Raw genomic sequence first — 18,228 nt, forward strand, 5'->3', positions numbered from 1 at the left:
TTTGTAAAAAAGAACGCCCTGGGCAAAGGGCGTTCTTCCTATTAATTCTATTAATCAGGCTGCTTCGACAAATATTCCTTGATGGTCTGATTGATTTGCTCCCGCTTGTTTAATAACCAGTCGGAATCTCTCGGATACTCACGGAAAGTCATCTCCTTCTCCAGCCCATCCTCGACGAGTTTCATGACCTCCTCTTTGCCGATCAGGCTCTCCAATAGCTGCAGTGCGCGCAAATCCTGAAAGGCATCATAGAACACTTTCAAACGGAGTGATTCAACCACCTGACCGCCTTTTCCCGGGTAAACTACAAAGGCGTCTCCCGCCGGAAAGCCGTAGTTGGAGTCCGTGTTCGTATAAGGATCGATAGGCTTGATCGAATATTGGGCGTACCAGAAGTTATAGCCCCAATGCAGGAAGCCGGCAATATCATATTTATATAATTGATAGCCCAGTATCCGGTTTCGCGCAGACGGCATATTCAAAAATCGGTTCGCTACTTCCTTATACTGCGAGCAGCAGTAATACGTCCATAGATTGGGTACTTTGTTATCGAGGAACGGCTCGATGTGATTGCTGGCCGGAATAGGATTTTTGACATAGCCTTTTTCATAAAAATCATAATCAGACAGAGCGTCGATCATCGGAAAATCAGACAGGTATTGCTTCAATAGATCGCTTGCTCTTTGGTAGCTTTCCAAATGCTTCTTATGCGGCTCATCGGAAACGTGGAAATAGCTGCGGTCCTCCAACTGATTATCCTTAATAAAGCGGACGAGCTCCGGTAAAAATTGCGATAAGAACACTCGGTAATCGTCCCCGGCTGCATCCGTCTCCCAACCGAATATGCGCCGCGACTCCCCATTCACTGTTGCCACGATTTTAGGGGCATGCTCGGCCCCCCACTGAGTAAACAGATGGGAGAACTCAAAATACCGGATTCCATGTGTCGTGCTAAGTTCGATCCATCTCTTCAGCTTATCGAAAGCAAAGCGATACGTATCGCCGGTTTTCTCGACGTCCACCAATTGAACGGTCGGACGCTCTTCTCCTACCTTCGTATCCAAAGGAGGGGTGAACAAAGGGGTTAAAATCATATTCATTCCATGCTTTGCCGCAGTCTCCATGAAATTCTCTATCACTTTCCAATGCTCTTCGCTGAATACAGGATAGGAATAATAGGTCGCCAGACAGTCGGTATGAAACCAATTGGTATACTTCAGCTGCTGTTCAGGAAGCTCGGCGCCAATCACCTCCAGCTCGAACGTTCCCTCAGCAAGACACTCGCCGGAATGCTCGAAAGAGATGCGAATCGGATAGATGCCCGACTTCACCTTGCCCTGAAGGTCTACTGTGATCCATAGGGAACGCCAATGTCCGGGCAGACCCGCCAAGCCTTCTTCCGGAAGCTCATACAGAGGATCGGGAAACAGTCCCGGCGTCGAACGCAGGATGTAATCGTCGTGGTCGTGGTAGGCAACCATTTCTGCCGGAACCAGTCCAACAGAGCGAACCGTTACCACTTCTTCCAGCTCCGAATCCACCTTGATATCGATCCATTTCAATAGCAGCTTGGATCGATAAGCCATTTGAAAGGAAAACATTTCGTTAGCGAGAGCGGAGCCCCTGTGATAGGCTTTGGCCTTCAATTGTTCATCTGCGAACACCTTCTCCAGCGAGCTTAAGCAGCGAATTTCGAGTTTTTCCAGCTTGGTACTCAACCGGTATCTCCTCCTTCAATATACTATGATCCAGCTTCGGTTATCTTGATCCCACTTTATCTATCACAATCATCCCCAAGATTTTCCCGCGCTTCCCTGACTCCGGTCTTTATTAGGGATTCAACGGTACACACAGCTTCCTAGTTAATTGGGATAACCTGCATATTATCCATTCGACATTGATAAACTGTGTCCCTGCTTATCCAGTACGAAATTTCAATATACGGCCCCATTGGCAGGGAAAGGGATATTTTTGCAACCTTTTTCTGGTTCAGTCGAATGAACCTGTAATGTCTCTAATCCCATTGCATAACCTAATAGAAAATCAGGCTGTTATTTACGGCTTGCTGCGCATTACAACTTACTGCAAAGGAACTTGCTATCTACGTGCAGATATATTCGGCTTGTTGTATACAGCAACAGCATTCGATTTACGAAGAATAGTAAATGAGAGCGTAGAATTTCGTTTTTTGATCGACTGGATTGTGATAGATATGGGGGAGATCGCCTTGAAACTGGATGGCGCTCTCTTGTTTAACGTTATAAACTTCATTCTGGATAGTGACTTGAAGCTCCCCTTGAATCACATAAATAGATTCCTCTACCCCCTCATTGTGCGGTTCCGATTCATGTGTGCAGCCCGCTTCCATCTCTACAATAAATACTTCAAATCGTTTACGCTGGTTATAAGGAATCAGCGGGTAAGAGCGAAAACTTCCTTCCGCCTCCATGAATGGGCTCAAATCCTCCAGCCGGGTAATGGATACAGAAGGCTCACTTTCTTCGATAAGTGAAGTGAATGAGATGTGCAGTCCATTCACGATTTTCCATAACACCGATATAGTGGGATTGGAATCCCCCCGTTCAATTTGACCCAGCATCGCTTTGCTTACTCCCGTAAGCTCCGATACCCGTTCGAGGCTAAGTGACCTCGCCTTGCGAATCGCGAGTAAATTTCTGCCGACTTTTTGATGAATTGGTTCCATAGGTCCCTCCTACTTAAATGGCGCTAATAATCGCCCCTGTATACAATATAACATATTTCTGTAATATATAGCATTTACATTATAACATCCATATGTATAATATAATGTATAAGACGAAGTGAAAGGGGGAGATTGGCCATGAGTCGTATGATGGAAGCGTTGGTTAAGGAGCATAGAGGCTTTGGAGCCGTATACAAACAAGTCCCGATCCCGGATTACGGGCCCGATGAAGTATTGGTTCGGGTAAAAGCCTCCTCGATCTGCGGCACCGATGTGCATATATACAAGTGGGACACCTGGGCAGAAAGCACTGTCGTTACCCCAAACGTATTTGGCCATGAATTTGCCGGTGTCGTAGAGGCTGTTGGCGATCGTGTGCTGAATGTAAAAGTAGGTGACCACGTGTCGGTTGAAGGGCATTTCGTATGTCGAACTTGTAAGGCATGCCGTACCGGAAATGCCCATGTTTGCTTGAATACTCGATCGTTCGGGATAACCATCCCGGGATGCTTTGCTCAATATGCCGTCATTCGGGCCGATCAGGTTATCCATAATCGGCCGGATGTGCCGTTTGAACTAGCCTGTCTGCAGGATCCGTTAGGCAATGCGGTACAAGCGGTGCTGGCTGGAGACATCGTGGGCAAATCCGTCGCAGTCATTGGAGTCGGACCGATCGGTCTGTTGGCGGTCATGGTTGCCAAAGCATGCGGGGCGGGTCAAGTATTCGCCATTGATGTAAATGATTACCGTCTTGCCCTGGCGGCACGTCTTGGCGCGGATATGACTATTAACAGCCGGGATGGCTCGCTGGTGCAAACGATACTCCAGCACACTAATCATGAGGGTGCGGAAGTCATTCTCGAGATGTCCGGGCATCCAGCGGCTATACGTGAAGGATTCGAAGCGGCCGCCCCGGCCGGCAGGGTTGCGCTGCTCGGCATTCCATCGAAGGAAGTATCGTTCGATGTGGCGCGCCACATTATTTTTAAAGGCTTGCATATAGATGGCATTACTGGAAGACGGATGTACAGCACATGGTATCAAATGAAGGGGCTTCTGGATAACCACCGGATGGAGTTATCCCAGCTGGTCACTCATCGTTTTCCGCTGGAACAATTTGAAGAAGCCTTTTCACTAATGATGTCGGGGCAATGTGGAAAAGTTGTTTTTATTCATGAATAAAGGCAAGGCTATTCTCCAGGACTATGGAAGGGAGGACTATTCGGATGACATTTATGAATCGTTTGCAAAAAGAACTGGAATTGCTTAAAGAGGAGGGCCGATACCGTGACCTGACAGCATGGGACAGCGGCTCGGGGCCATGGATGAGTCTCAACGGCCGTAAAGTGCTGCAGATGTCTTCCAACAATTATTTGGGCTTGACCGCCCATCCGAATTTGAAGCAAGCCGCGGTCCAGGCGATCGAAACCTACGGTGCAGGCAGCGGATCCGTTCGGACGATAGCGGGAACACTCGATATTCATCAGCGTTTGGAGGAGGAGCTGGCCCGCTTCAAAGGAACCGAAGCCGCGCTGGTCTTTCAATCCGGATTTACAGCAAATTTGGGCATTCTTTCTTCCCTGCTCGGTCCAGACGACGTCGTAATCAGCGATGAATTGAATCATGCCTCAATCATTGACGGTATTCGATTGACCAAAGCACACCGCAAAATTTACGCACATAAAAATATGAGCCAGCTGGAGACTTGTCTGCAAGAAAGTGCTCATTACGCCCAGCGCTTTATTGTTACCGACGGCGTCTTCAGTATGGACGGCGATATTGCACCGCTTCCTGAAATCGTTGATCTTGCGGAAAAATATGATGCACAAGTGTATGTGGACGATGCTCACGCAAGCGGAGTGCTTGGGCGGAGCGGCAAAGGCTCCGTAGACCATTTTGGCCTAAACGGACGTGTATCTATTCAAGTCGGGACTTTATCGAAGGCCGTCGGGGTCGTCGGAGGTTATTTTGCGGGACCGCTCGTAATTAAACAATACCTGATCCAAAAGGCGAGATCGTTTTTGTTCAGCACCTCTTCGACTCCTGCGGATGCCGTTTCCAGCCTGGCCGCCATTGAAGTGCTCAAGAACAGCACTGATCTCATGGAGCGCCTTTGGTCGAATACGAAATACTTTCGCGATTCCTTGCACGAGTTGGGCTTCAATACGGGGGAAAGCGAGACACCGATTATTCCTATCATGATAGGCGCTCCCGACAAAACATGGAAGTTCTCCGAGCATTTGTTGGAGCAGGGAATCTTCGCCCAAGGGATTGTCTATCCGACGGTCGCCTTGGATAAGGGCAGGGTGCGGCTCATTGTAACAGCTGCCCACACTAAAGAGGACCTGGATTTTGCTCTGGCGAAGCTGCAGAAAGCGGGCAGACAGTTCGGGTTGATTGGACAATCCTGATTGGACGGCCAACACTCGAATCGTTAACAGCGATACACAGCATCAGGTCCCTGACATAATATAAATAGCAAAAGCAGGAACAAACACCCTCCTGCTTTTGCTTTTACCCTTCTGTTTGTGCTTCTACATTTCTGCCGCTGCACCGGCTTCAACATATTCCTTCAACAATCTCTTGGCCACTTTACCATTGCGGTTCTTGGGGAGCTCCTTCAGAATGCTCCATTTTCTCGGACGTTTATGCGGCGCCAGCTTGAGCGCACATTGCCGTTTAATCCAGGACAGCTGATTGGGCTCTTCCAGCACAAGGACAGCATGGATGATTTCCCCTCTGGTCTCATCATCTTCCCCTAACACCGCTGCTTCCTCAACTCCTTCTATTTCTATAAGGACGGCTTCGATTTCGGCGGCATGGATCAAGCTGCCTCCTGATTTGATCACATCCCGATCCCGACCAACCAATACGATTCTGCCATCTTTCCTGCGATAACCGAGATCGTGGGAGGTTACCCATTCACCGTTCCAGCTCTCTTCGGTCAGTTCCTGCTCCGAAGCATAGCCTTCGAAGGCCTGCAAGGTGCGGACATACAATTTGCCAGGGAAATCCTCTGTCGCATGGAATAGTCGGCCTTTGTCATCCAAAAACGCGATCTCGACTCCCGGGAACGGACAACCGACGGTGTCGGGGGCTTGCTTCGCATCCTCCGGGCTGACCAGCGTCACATATCCCATCTCGGAAGATCCATAGTATTCATACAAGGAGCTTGCGTTAAAGCAGCTCTCGAACTTCCATCTCTGAGACGGTGACAGCTTCGCACCAACCGAAATGACCGTCCGCGGCATCCTGTTCCGAGAATTAGGAGACAATCGCTTCTCCGAGTAACGGAGTAACGAGTCGATAAGCGCTGGAGTTATCGTTACACAAGTAGCTTCATAGGCCAGAAGCCCTTCGGGCGTATAGTTGTCCATCAGTAAGACCTCTGCCCCTGTCGCCAATCCGTGAACGGCCGGATATAGCTGGGCGGAATACGACATCGGAAGAGGAACGACAATTCGCTCTTTGTCGCCTAACCGGAACGACTCGGTCCAGCCCTCAAGACCACATGTCCATGAGCGGTGACTTTTAACATAGCCCTTGGGCTTGCCTGTCGAGCCTGACGTATACCCGATCAGAAACAGGTCCTTGACCGATTCCGTCTGCCGCAAGGGCAGCTGTGATGCAGGAGCCGGTCGCTGACGCCGCACTTCATCCGGCCGCAGCATCCAATGCGGCGGGACCGAGGCGAATAATTTATCCCGTTCGTCATCCGTCGTCTCCGGATGAAGCGGCATGATGATGCCGCCCAATGCCAGCACGGCAAGCATATCCGTCACCCATTCAATGCTGTTCGGTCTTTGCAAGCTGAAGATTTCCCCCTCTGCCGCTCCAGCTCCTGCCCTCCTAAGTTCTCGTACCCTTTCTTCTACCTCTCCCGTCCATTCCCTGTAAGTCAATCGCCGACGGGAATCCGCTATCGCCCAACGATTAGGCATCCGTTGTGCCTGTTTACTGATGATTTCTTCTATTCTCATTCTGTTCGTGTTCTCCTGTTTTTACTCTTTTGCACACAGTTTTCAATCATGGACCAACCGAATGACTCGTTTATCAGCTTTACTTTAACGAATAAACTGATCGTCCCCGGTAATTATTTAAACGGGAGCCGGCCCGAAATCGACCGTCTCCCGTTCGTTATCTCATTTGATTACAGATTAGTATCAAAAGGAGTTAGATTTTCCGGGCCTCCCTCCCGGATCACATAAACATTTTCTATCCGAATGCCGAAATGTTCTATGTAAATTCCAGGCTCCACACTGACGACCATGCCTTCCTGCAGCATATCCTCACTGCCAGGGACCAGGTAAGGCCCTTCCTTATCGCTCACCCCAACACCATGTCCGAGATGATGGACAAGTGAATAACCGTGGCCGATCGATTGCAAAATTTCGTTTGCCGTATGAAACAGCTGCTTGGCGGAGGCTCCCGGCTTCAGCAGCTTTTCCACCTGTTCAAGCGCTTTCATCACAACTCCGTGCGCCTTCTGCTGGAGCTCTGTCGGCCGTCCCCCAATACAAATCGTCCGGCAATTATCCGCATGGTAACCAAGAATAGTCGGAAACAAGTCGGCCATCATTAAATCTCCGTTACGAACTATCCGAGAAGTCGGCGGTCCTCCGATAGAATGAGTCCTTTCCCCGGTTACTAGATCGGACATACCCGCAAACTGAACGATTTGCTGGGTTTTCCGAATCGCTTGATCCGTCATAGCAGCGAATAAATCATATTCTGACATGCCTTCCTGGGCACATTCTCTCAGCGTATGGTAGCTCACTCCGTTCACGGCAGCCCCTGCCCGGATTCTGGCTATTTCATAAGGCTCCTTCAACAGACGCATCCCATTGAGGCATGAACGGGCATCGCCCCACTCTGCTCCGGCAAACTTGCGGCTCAACGGATCACTCCAGACCGTCGGGTAAGCGTCCGTCGCTATCTTTCCGGCTTCCATCGAGCTCACCGTATCCGCTATAAGCTCTGCCGCATTTTTCAACGGATCGGCCCATACATTCATATTATACGTCGGGTAAAGTTTGACATCGACGAAGGCAGGCAGCTTCTTTGGCTTATCCGATTCTCCGACAACATAAACGGCCTTTCCTTCCTTCGTAATGAATAACGAAGCCGGATGTTTGACCAGACCTTCGATATCCAGCAAATAACGATGGACTACAGGATCCGACATCCAACAAAGGTCTACGCCAGCCTCATTCATAAATCGAACCAGCTTATCCAGTCTGCCTAACAGAACGCTTTCTTCAGCCCATAAAGCTTCAGTTGAAAACATATAGACCATCCCCTCCTCAACATAAAAAAACAATAGCTCTGGTGAAATGATTCTTCAACCGCGCCTTCCGGTAATTAAAGGGTCCGACGTTGACTGCGGGTTCAATGGAAGATTATCAATAAAATAATCTCAAAAGATGATAACATAAACAGAATACCATAGATTATGAGAAAAAGGCTTCAGTAGTGGCTTTTCTTATCGCCAAATACAATTGGGCGGGATTCTGGAAGCGAAACCTTATCATTTTTTCCAGACAAAAATATATTCAAATGACGCAACCTTAACTATAATAAATAATGTCAGTCGATGAAGGTGCCGTCGTCATCGCAGCTTAATTGGCTAATAAACAAGGCGCTTGACCACAATTAGTCCTTGACAGATCGAGCACTGATTTCAAGGTTGAGCCATATAAAGGAGATGCATTTATTGATTGCCAATCAAAGAAATATTGGATATGTTATCGCCGGGCTTCTGCTCGGTATCCTTATGGCGGCCATGGATAATACGATTGTCGCCGCAGCTATGGGAACGATTGTTTCCGAACTCGGCGGAGTAGATAAAATCGTCTGGGTTACTTCAGCTTATATGGTAACGACTATGGCGGGAACGCCGGTTTTTGGGAAATTGTCCGACATGTACGGCCGCAAACGCTTTTTTATTTTTGGAATGCTGGTGTTCCTGCTCGGATCCGTCCTTTGCGGAACGGCACAAAGTATCGAACAGCTCAGTATATACCGAGCGATTCAAGGGATTGGCGGAGGCGCCCTGATGCCCATCGCCTTTACCGTTGTATTCGATATTTTCCCTGCGGAAAAACGGGGCAAGATCACTGGCCTGTTCGGCGCGGTATTCGGCATTTCCAGCATATTCGGACCTTTACTGGGCGCCTATATTACCGAATACATAACCTGGCATTGGATATTCTATATCAATCTCCCGCTTGGCTTGGTCTCGCTTGCTTTTATTTATATTTTTTATCATGAGTCACTCGCGCATTCCAAGCAAAAAATCGATTGGTGGGGAGCGTCTACTCTTGTAGCAGCGGTAGTAAGCCTGATGTTTGCCCTTGAATTGGGCGGACAACAGTATGCTTGGAGCTCACCGGTCATTATCGGGCTTTTTGCAGCCTTCATCTTGTTTTTAGCTGTATTTTTATATGTGGAAACGAAAGCCGCAGAACCGATTATATCGTTCAAAATGTTTAAAAATCGTTTGTTTGCTGCTAGTAATGCGGTAGCCTTGTTCTATGGCTCCACTTTTATTGTCGCGACGATTTATATTCCGATTTTTGTGCAGGGCGTATTTGGCGGTTCCGCCTCGCAATCCGGCCTCATTCTGATGCCGATGATGATTGGATCGGTTGTAGGCAGCCAGACCGGAGGTTTCCTGACGATCAAAACGAGCTACCGCAACATAATGATCTTTTCCGGCTTTTGCTTCGTTACCGGTATTTTCCTGCTGTCGACGTTGTCTCCCGAAATGGCCCGATCGATGCTTACCTTCTTCATGATTATTACCGGGTTTGGCGTCGGTTTTTCGTTCTCCGTCTTAAGTATGGCGGCCATTCATGGCTTCGATATGCGGCAGCGCGGCTCGGCGACGTCTACGAACGCTTTTATGCGTTCCTTGGGGATGACCCTTGGAATCACAATTTTCGGCATTATCCAGCGGAATAAATTTGCCAATGGGCTGGAGGAAGCATTGGGCGGTGCCGCCGGATCAGCTCCGATCAACATTCAAGATCCCCGGGAAATGCTGTCACCGGAAAAGCGCTCCCTCATTCCGGCGGAATTGCTGGATAAAATGACGGACACCTTGTCCTCGTCCATCGCCCAGACCTTCCTGTGGGCACTCGTCCCGGCAGTGCTCGCGCTAATATTTGTGTTTACCATGACCGGCGAACGGCTGCAGATGTCGGAAAAAAAAGCGGTACAGCCCGCTCCCAAAATGCGCTGATATCTTCACTTGTTCAATACGAGTGCCTTTCTCGGCGTGCGCTCCAGCGTCACGAAGGTTCAGATCAAAGCGATTTGCTGCATGCTTCACCACTTTCTGGAAACCCAAAACCCCTCCGAGGAGCTCAGAGGGGTTTTGGGATTACTTATTTAAAAGGAGAGTTGCGCCCACTCATTACCCTTCGAGCAGCAAAGACTCCGGATCTTCCAGCAATTCCTTGACCGTAACGAGGAAGCGGACCGCTTCACTGCCGTCAACGATACGATGGTCATAAGACAAAGCGATGTACATCATCGGGCGGTTTTCCATCCGCTCTTCGTCAATGGCAACCGGACGCCATTGAATTTTGTGCATGCCCAGAATACCTACTTGCGGTGTATTCAGAATAGGAGTCGATAAGAGCGATCCGAACACCCCGCCATTGGTAATGGTGAAGGTTCCGCCTTGCAAGTCAGCCAACGACAGCGAATTGCTGCGTGCTTTGCCTGCCAAGTCGACGATTTCTTTTTCGATTTCGGCAAAGCTTAGACGGTCGGCGTCGCGGACTACCGGAACGACCAGACCTTCTTTAGCGGATACGGCAATACCGATATCATAGTACTTCTTGGCTAAAATTTCTTCGCCGGAAATTTCGGCGTTCAACAATGGGAAAGCTTTAAGAGCACCGACAACAGCTTTAGTAAAGAACGACATAAAGCCAAGTCCAACTTCATGCTTTTCTTTGAACTTATCCTTCCGGCGCTTCCGTACATCGAGGATTGCAGACATGTCCACCTCGTTAAATGTCGTCAGCATCGCCGCCGTTTGCTGAGCTTCTACTAAACGGTTAGCGATGGTAATCCGGCGCCGCGACATCCGAATGCGTTCAATCGGCTTGGCCGGGTTAATGACTGCTGGCTCCGCTGCCTTGACAGACTCCGGACGTTGGGCAGCCGGAGCTTTAGCAGCTTGCGTGCCAGCGGCAAACGACTGGACATCGCTAGGATAAACTCTGCCGCTCGGGTCTACCGCTTGCACTTGACGCAAATCGATTCCTTGCTCTCTGGCCAGCTTTCTGGCGGCTGGAGTAGCTAATGGCGCTGCCTCCGCAGATGGCTGACTGGTGCTGCTAGCCGCAGGAGCAGCAGCTTCAGCTTGAGGAGCAGCCGGGCTCTCTTGAGCAGAAGCTTCGGCAGCCTGAGCTGCTGGAGCGGCTCCGGCTGAAAGAGCTCCCGCTCCAATCATCCCGATCACTTCGCCCACCTGAACGGTGTCTCCTTCTTGTTTAAGAATCTGGGTCAGCACGCCATCCTGTTCAGCGGTGATTTCCAAATTTACTTTGTCGGTTTCCAGTTCAAGCAGCAGATCTCCCTGGCTGACCGACTCCCCTTCTTTTTTAATCCATTGGGCAATGGTTCCTTCCGAGATCGATTCGCCAATCTCAGGTACTATGATTTCACTCACAGCTGTATCCTCCCTGCTTTATTAGTTTTCAAAGAAGCTTCGATTTAATGCATTCGAGATCAGCCGTTGCTGTTCCATGCTATGGACGGACTGATAGCCACTTGCTGGGCTGGAACGATCCGGACGGCCAATATAACGGACATTGACTTTGCTCGGAGCTATCGACCGGATACGGGGATCCATAAAGAACCAGGCCCCCATATTGCGAGGCTCTTCCTGAACCCAGACGATATCCTTCAATTTGGGGTAACGCTGAATGATAGCTTCGATTTCGCTTTGGGCGAACGGATACAGCTGCTCGACACGAATGATGTGGAGCCAGTCATAATCCTGATTTGCGTCTGCTTCCAAAGCCTCTTCCAGATCAATCGCTACTTTGCCGCTGCAAAGAATCAGCCGTTCCACTTTTTTCGGATTAGCTCCGAGACCAGCTTGCTCCAATACGGGCCGGAAAGTTCCTTCACTGAATTCGGAGCCCGGGGAAGCTACCCGCGGATTACGGATTAAGCTCTTGGGAGCCATCAGCACGAGCGGACGCGCATCTTCGGTTTCCGTTAATGCTGCCTGCATACGGAGCAGATGGAAATATTGGGAAGCGCTGGTTAAATAAGCAACCTTCCAGTTCTCCTCGCCGGCGAGCTGCATAAACCGCTCCAATCGAGCACTCGAGTGCTCTGGGCCCTGTCCTTCATAACCATGCGGCAGGAGCATGGCCAAGCTTGATTTTTGCCGCCATTTGCTGCCACCAGCCGAGATGAATTGATCAATAATAACTTGGGCCGCGTTAGCGAAGTCGCCATATTGGGCTTCCCACAGAACGAAGGTTTCTGGCGCAAATACGTTATATCCATACTCAAAACCAAGGACAGAGGCTTCCGACAACGGGCTGTTATAGACCGCGAACGAAGCTTTAGCCTGCGGCAAGCGGTGCAGCGGTGAATATTTCCGACCTGTCTCCGCATCGTTAAGCACCACATGTCGATGAGCAAAGGTGCCCCGCTCTGAATCCTGACCGCTTAACCGAACCGGTTTGCCGTCCGCAAGAATCGTCGCAAAAGCGAGCGTTTCGGCCAAGGCCCAATCGACTTTTTCCCCATCCTCCAACGCATTGGCGCGTCTTTCCAGTATTCGTTTAAGCTTGGGGTAGACTTTGAAGTCTTCCGGCCAAGCCAGTAAATCCCGATTGATTTCCTTAAGCAGCTCCTGCGGAACCGCCGTAACGATACTTTGCGAGCTCAGCCCATTTCCGGCTCCATTGCCATTAACGCCATTCTCCTGGGGCGGGTTATCTTTAATTTCGTCATAGGCTTCCTTAAGACGCGCAGCAATATTCTGTCTCATTTGCTCGGTCTTTTCTTCCGTTATGAACTTATCGTTAATCAGCTTACTGGCGTACAGCCTGCTGACCGTCGGATGATTCTTCACTTTGGAATACATAATCGGCTGGGTCGTTTCCGGATCGTCAGATTCATTATGGCCGTAGCGGCGGTAACCGATCAGATCAATCAGGAAATCCTTCTTAAACCGGGAACGATAATCACACGCCATGCGAACTGCTGCGATACACGCTTCCGGGTCGTCTGCGTTAACGTGAACGATCGGGATTTCATAGCCTTTGGCCAAATCACTGGCATAGTAAGTCGAGCGAGAATCCGAGCTTTCAGTAGTAAAGCCAAGACGATTGTTGACGATAATGTGAATGGTGCCGCCATTGCTATAGCCCTTCAATTTATTGAAGTTTAGCGTTTCTGCAACGATTCCCTCTCCGGCGAACGCCGCATCCCCGTGCATAAGCACAGCCGCAGCCTTGCTCTCATCCTGCTTCGGATAGCCTGGCTCGCTGCGATCATCCTGAGCGGCCCGGGTGAATCCTTCCACTACCGGATTGACAAATTCCAGGTGGCTCGGATTGTTAGCCAGAGTTAGTCGAATAGGAGGCATTTCTCCTTCCGTTACGGAACGATCCGCACCCAAGTGGTACTTCACGTCGCCGCTCCAGCCATAGTTGATGCCGGTCGAGCCTTCTGATGGAAATAGATCTTTATTGGGCGAATGGTGGAACTCGGAAAATATTTTTCCATAAGGCTTGCCCAATACATGAGCAAGGACGTTAAGACGCCCGCGATGCGCCATTCCCATTAAAATATGCTTGCAGCCTTCCCGGCCTACCGAACGGACGACCTCATCCAGCATCGGAATAAGCACGTCGTTGCCTTCTACGGAAAACCGCTTCTGTCCAACAAACGTCCGGTGCAAGAACGATTCAAATTGCTCCACTTGAATAAGCCTGTCCAATAATTCGGTCCGCTCTTCCAAAGAAAGCTGCTTACCGGACAGCGCCTCGGTTTCTACACGATGATTCAGCCAATTCCGCTCTTGCTCTTCATGGACGTGGCTAAACTCATAGGCTGTCGATTTCGTATAAATTTTCCGCAGCTGTTCGATCGCATCCCATGCGGTTACGACATGTCCCGGGGCATTCTCCCATATTAGAGAAGCGGGGAACGCCAATAAGTCGTCTTTGCTCAACTGGTAAGTTTCCGGCTCAAGAAGCCGGGTATCCGCAGTTAAGCCAAGTCCCAACGGATCTAAATCCGCTGCCAGATGACCATAAGTACGGATGTTCATAACCAATGTTTTAGCTGCGACGACCTTTTTTAACAAATCTGCCGAAATTTCGATGTTTTCAATGGATTGCGGTGCATTGCCGCCCTCTGATTTTAACCAGGATGGCGGGGCTCCCCATCTGACAAACAATTCCTTGAACGTCGGTTCCACAGAGTCGGGATCGGCTGTGTATCGCTCATATTGCTCGTAAATGTACCCCAGGTTCGGACCATAGTAGGTTTGCCAAGGATTTAGCTTGGTCATATCCCCAATCGCCATTGAAGTTAAACCTCCCCTTGCATCATCATGATAGCCGTAAGTAAGCTGCTTGTTTTCATGTTCCCGTTAATTTTGTAAGTAATATTCCCGTTTTTGTACTGCGGTAGTCTTCTTAATTCAATAAGTCCTCTCTATACTATAAACCTTAATAATGTAAATATTAAATATTGATTAGTCATCATATCGATCTAATTTTGAGATGAATCCACCCTCCCTTTAATTAAGAACATTCAGAGCGTGTTCCCCCGTTTCTAGGCGGAAATCGCTGTTCTTCCCCCGGACATACCGAAAAGACCGGGCTCGTTGATCTCTCTCAAACCGATCTCCTTATGGTATAGAACCGCTAATGATCCCAAGGGAAATTTCATTGCTGATGCAAACATTAATTAAGGAAAGAGCCTGTTGATCATGCCGGGCATTCCTGCTGCAGCATCGTTAATAGCTCTGGTCTTTTTTGCCGCGAAATTTGACATCATTTGTCGATTTTTCGTCACTCTATTGTCATATTTAGTCGCAGCATCTACTACTCTATCATATTACCGAGCTAATGTTAAGCTTTCGTTGAATAAAGGAAGAATCTCGTGTTCAGCCTCCTTTTAATTCTATAAAAACTTAATGATATGGCATCATTTGGCCAATCATCCAGCCAATAATTCTGATTTCAAATAATTAGCCATCCTATTGCTCGACGCCAGCTGATTATGATATATTAGGCAGTGTCTAAATTAATTAGGTGCTGCCTAACTTTATACTTAAAGATGATCAACCCCACGATAATCAAATGATGATCAAGAAGGAGGATCGGCATGCTCATCTGGATGCTGCGACAGTTAATGGCTGAAAGAGGAATATGGACAGGGGCGGAGCTGGGGAGATTATTAATGGACCAGGCCGGATATCGTTTATCTCCTCCGTCCATCAGCGCTTTGCTTAACGGCCAGCCCAAACAAATGAAAGCGGATACGATGGATGCGTTGTGCACCGTCTTGAGATGTACTCCCAGTGATTTATGGGTTCATATCCCATCGACTAAGGGGGATCATAATCTTCAGAACATTTCATAGCTTCTGCTCGGAATTAATCCCTTATTTAAGAAAGGCATGGTGATGAACAATGGCTATCAGGACTATTCTTCCGTTTGGAGAGGCTGTATTAAGGAAAAAGGCCAAGCCCGTTACGGAGTTCTCCCCTAAGTTGTTCAAATTGCTGGATGACATGAAGGATACGTTATATGAGGCCGACGGGCGCGCCGGTTTGGCCGCTCCGCAAATCGGCATCTTGAGAAGAGTGGTAGTCATGGATTGCGGAGAAGGATTGATAGAACTGATCAATCCGGAGATTATAGCCATGGAAGGAGAACAAACAGGCCCGGAAGCCTGTCTGTCCTATCCCGGTTATACGGGAATCGTTAAAAGAGCATACTATGTGAAGGTCCAGAGCATGAACCGACAAGGCGAGCGCTTCACACTGGAGGGAGAAGGTTATCTTGCCCGATGCATCCAGCATGAGACAGATCATTTGAACGGTGTGCTGTTCATCGATCACATTGAAGGCAACTCCCTCTTCGACGATCATAGCGGTCAAAGCGTCAATGTACTCGATGCCCTCCGTCTATCTAATCGGGACCTGTAGAATGCAGTTGCCTGTTGCAGAGAAGGACAACTGCCGTATTTCTGCTTATACCCTTAGACGAAAATCCCGCAATATACCTGAGAAAAAACACCCCGGCATAGGCTATGCCTGCGTAAGAGGTGCTTCCCGATTGGTTGTATTTGCTTCGTTGATCCAGACACAAGGGATTACGGTATAACAAGGGTTAGCAGCAAGCTAACCAAGCCTCCCGCCGCAGAGCTGAGCGCATTGACCGCATCATTGGTCATCCAGCCGAGACCTCGGATTCTATCGGTCGACGTTTCACAGTGGCTCGTTTTCTCCACCTCCGCTCCGCAAATCCGGCAGCGATACATTACTTGAACGACCGCCCCCAGCCAGGAATCGATCAGCGATCCGGCAAGTCCTCCGATTATTCCCAAGGCAAGCAGTGGCCACGGCCCGGCAGCTATGCCTAATGATGAATCTAACGCATCCTGTTGCAGCAGCGATAACAGCCAGGCGGTGGCTCCGATGACCAGCCCCCCGGCCGCAGAAGCAGCAATGCCCAGCTTCGTGATCCCGCCCGAGGTACCGGCCGCTACTTTACGTCCAGTTACGATGGAGCGAGGCTGACTGCGGCTCCATCCTCCGATTTCTGTTGCCCAAGTATCGGCGGTCACCGTTGCCATCACTCCGATAAACGCCGCCCACCACCCGGGATTCGGCCATAAGGCATGACCGAGACAAAGCAATAGCCCCAATCCACCGTTAGCAAGCACTTGTCCCGCATCCCTGCGTCCTGATTTGGCATAGCCGCTCTCAGCCTTCGCTTTACTCCGGCTTTTCCATTTGGACAGCAAGGTGGAAGTAACGAAGAACGCGATCAGGGTACCATACCACGGCAAGCTTCCAGCCGCATACATAGCCGTGCCGAGAACTACCGCCGCAACCAGCCCGGATCGGGATAGGGAGCTTTTCCAGTAAGCCGCTCCGGCGATGACTAAGCTGCCGGCTAATCCAATCCACCATTCCCCCACGGGTATCCCCCTCTCCTATGCTTCAAGCTACCCAACGAGAATTATATCAAATATACAGTTTAATAAAACCTGTAAGGAGAGGAACATTGGGATGATCACAATGAAGAGTTTTCGGGGATGATCGCTTCCCGACTCTTTTTAGCCGACACCCATTGAGTCATAATATATACGACCAGGAACAAGATCATAAAACCGGCTGAATAACGGTACATCGCAGCATAGCTCGAAACGGTAGATATCGCTCCCAGCATCAGGGCTCCCACAGCAACCCCCAAATCTGTAGAATTGTAGAACATACTGTTTGCCATGCCGTGCTGTTCCCGCGTAGACGAGCGGATCATCCAGGCTTGAATGGTGGGCTGAATTGCGCCAAAGCCCAATCCGTACAGCAGTGCGGACACAATGAGCAGCAGCAGCGAAGTCGTATACGAAAGCACTATCAAGCTGGCAATGACACTAATGGCTGCCGGAATAAGGACAGCGGCATGACCTCTGCTGTCGAACAGCCTGCCGGAAATAGGTCGGATAATAATAATAGTGAACGCGTTAAACAAAAAGAATAAGCCGACCTGCTCCAGATGCACTGACTCGCCGAACAAAGCAATAAAACTGAGCAGCCCGCTGTAGGTAATCGCCAAAAGCACATTCAATAAAGCGGGAAAGATCATTTTCGTATTAAAAGATCGACTCTTATTAGGACCAGTACCGGTTCCCTCGGGTTGCCTTGGCGGAGCGGGCGGAATCGAACGCGTTAACAGCAGGATGGGCAAAATAAGCAGAACAGTCACAGCGCCTACAATAGCAAGCGTGTTAAAACCAAGCTCCCTCATCACGTTTAAACCGATCACCGGACCGATCGACATCGCAAGACTGGAGGATAGGCCAAAATAACCGATCCCTTCCCCGATCCTTCTAATCGGAATAATTTGTGAAACCAGGGTTGGAATAATCGTACTCGACATTCCGAAGCCAATGCCATATACAACTCTCATGACAAGCAGCGAGCCAATAGATTCGGCCATAATATAGAGTACGGATGTAAGGGCATAGACGGCCAGCCCTACGAACAAAATGACATTGCGATGCACGATCCGCATCAGCGCTGCGGTTAAAAAGCGGGTAGCAATAGCCGAAGCCGCAAATACACTCGTTACCAGACTGACCGTAATATCCCCTGCCTGAAATTCATTTTTGACATAAGCCGGGAAGGCGGATATGAGCATCTGTAAATTTAAAAACAACAAAAAGGAACAAATAGTTAATGCTATAAAGGATTTCGTCCATAATCTCGATTCGGGTTCAAGTGGCATGATTCCTTCTCT

The 18,228-nt window shown here is 49.3% G+C and carries 13 protein-coding genes; 5 read left to right on the forward strand and 8 right to left on the reverse strand.

Annotated features, from left to right (window positions below; translation table 11 throughout):
- Positions 1–50: 50 nt before the first annotated feature.
- Positions 51–1,718 (reverse strand): DUF4091 domain-containing protein, encoded by a 1,668-nt coding sequence (locus tag KJS69_RS06960; RefSeq protein ID WP_213582931.1) that lies wholly within the window; start codon positions 1,716–1,718, stop codon positions 51–53.
- A gap of 431 nt (positions 1,719–2,149) precedes the next feature.
- Entirely contained in the window at positions 2,150–2,704 is a 555-nt protein-coding gene (locus tag KJS69_RS06965; RefSeq protein WP_213582933.1) for a helix-turn-helix domain-containing protein, read from the reverse strand.
- Between the two features lie 138 nt (positions 2,705–2,842).
- On the opposite strand from KJS69_RS06965, the gene tdh reads away from it, so the two are divergent.
- Entirely contained in the window at positions 2,843–3,886 is a 1,044-nt protein-coding gene (gene tdh / locus KJS69_RS06970) for an L-threonine 3-dehydrogenase (RefSeq protein ID WP_213582940.1), read from the forward strand.
- Positions 3,887–3,930: 44 nt separating this feature from the next.
- A complete protein-coding gene (locus KJS69_RS06975) occupies positions 3,931–5,115 on the forward strand; it encodes a glycine C-acetyltransferase (RefSeq protein ID WP_213582943.1) in 1,185 nt (394 codons plus the stop codon).
- 123 nt (positions 5,116–5,238) lie between these two features.
- Here KJS69_RS06975 and KJS69_RS06980 read toward each other — a convergent pair whose 3' ends face one another.
- On the reverse strand, positions 5,239–6,684 hold the full coding sequence (locus KJS69_RS06980) for a class I adenylate-forming enzyme family protein (protein ID WP_213582945.1): 1,446 nt from the start codon (positions 6,682–6,684) through the stop codon (positions 5,239–5,241).
- Between the two features lie 170 nt (positions 6,685–6,854).
- Entirely contained in the window at positions 6,855–7,991 is a 1,137-nt protein-coding gene (locus KJS69_RS06985) for a M24 family metallopeptidase (RefSeq protein ID WP_213582947.1), read from the reverse strand.
- 426 nt (positions 7,992–8,417) lie between these two features.
- Here KJS69_RS06985 and KJS69_RS06990 point away from each other — a divergent pair, with 426 nt between their 5' ends.
- A complete protein-coding gene (locus tag KJS69_RS06990) occupies positions 8,418–9,947 on the forward strand; it encodes an MDR family MFS transporter (protein WP_483874562.1) in 1,530 nt (509 codons plus the stop codon).
- Between the two features lie 174 nt (positions 9,948–10,121).
- Here the strand turns inward: KJS69_RS06990 and odhB are convergent, their stop codons facing one another.
- A complete protein-coding gene (gene odhB / locus KJS69_RS06995; RefSeq protein ID WP_213582951.1) occupies positions 10,122–11,390 on the reverse strand; it encodes a 2-oxoglutarate dehydrogenase complex dihydrolipoyllysine-residue succinyltransferase in 1,269 nt (422 codons plus the stop codon).
- A 21-nt stretch (positions 11,391–11,411) separates the two neighbouring features.
- Positions 11,412–14,276: a 2-oxoglutarate dehydrogenase E1 component gene (locus tag KJS69_RS07000; RefSeq protein ID WP_283777441.1), complete on the reverse strand. Its 2,865-nt coding sequence runs from the start codon at positions 14,274–14,276 to the stop codon at positions 11,412–11,414.
- 806 nt (positions 14,277–15,082) lie between these two features.
- On the opposite strand from KJS69_RS07000, the gene KJS69_RS07005 reads away from it, so the two are divergent.
- Complete coding sequence (locus tag KJS69_RS07005) at positions 15,083–15,340, forward strand: helix-turn-helix domain-containing protein (protein ID WP_213582952.1); 258 nt, start codon at positions 15,083–15,085, stop codon at positions 15,338–15,340.
- Positions 15,341–15,389: 49 nt separating this feature from the next.
- On the forward strand, positions 15,390–15,908 hold the full coding sequence (gene def, locus KJS69_RS07010; RefSeq protein WP_213582953.1) for a peptide deformylase: 519 nt from the start codon (positions 15,390–15,392) through the stop codon (positions 15,906–15,908).
- A 167-nt stretch (positions 15,909–16,075) separates the two neighbouring features.
- Here def and KJS69_RS07015 read toward each other — a convergent pair whose 3' ends face one another.
- Together KJS69_RS07015 and KJS69_RS07020 are read right to left on the reverse strand one after the other, a co-directional pair.
- Positions 16,076–16,906, reverse strand: a complete 831-nt coding sequence (locus tag KJS69_RS07015; protein WP_213582954.1) for a DUF92 domain-containing protein — start codon at positions 16,904–16,906, stop codon at positions 16,076–16,078.
- A gap of 95 nt (positions 16,907–17,001) precedes the next feature.
- Positions 17,002–18,216 carry an MFS transporter gene (locus tag KJS69_RS07020; RefSeq protein WP_213582955.1) on the reverse strand — a complete coding sequence of 405 codons (1,215 nt, stop codon included), beginning with the start codon at positions 18,214–18,216 and terminating at the stop codon, positions 17,002–17,004.
- Positions 18,217–18,228 lie beyond the last annotated feature (12 nt).

It is taken from the genome of Paenibacillus sp. J2TS4 (assembly GCF_018403245.1).
In the GTDB taxonomy this organism is placed as follows: domain Bacteria; phylum Bacillota; class Bacilli; order Paenibacillales; family NBRC-103111; genus Paenibacillus_L.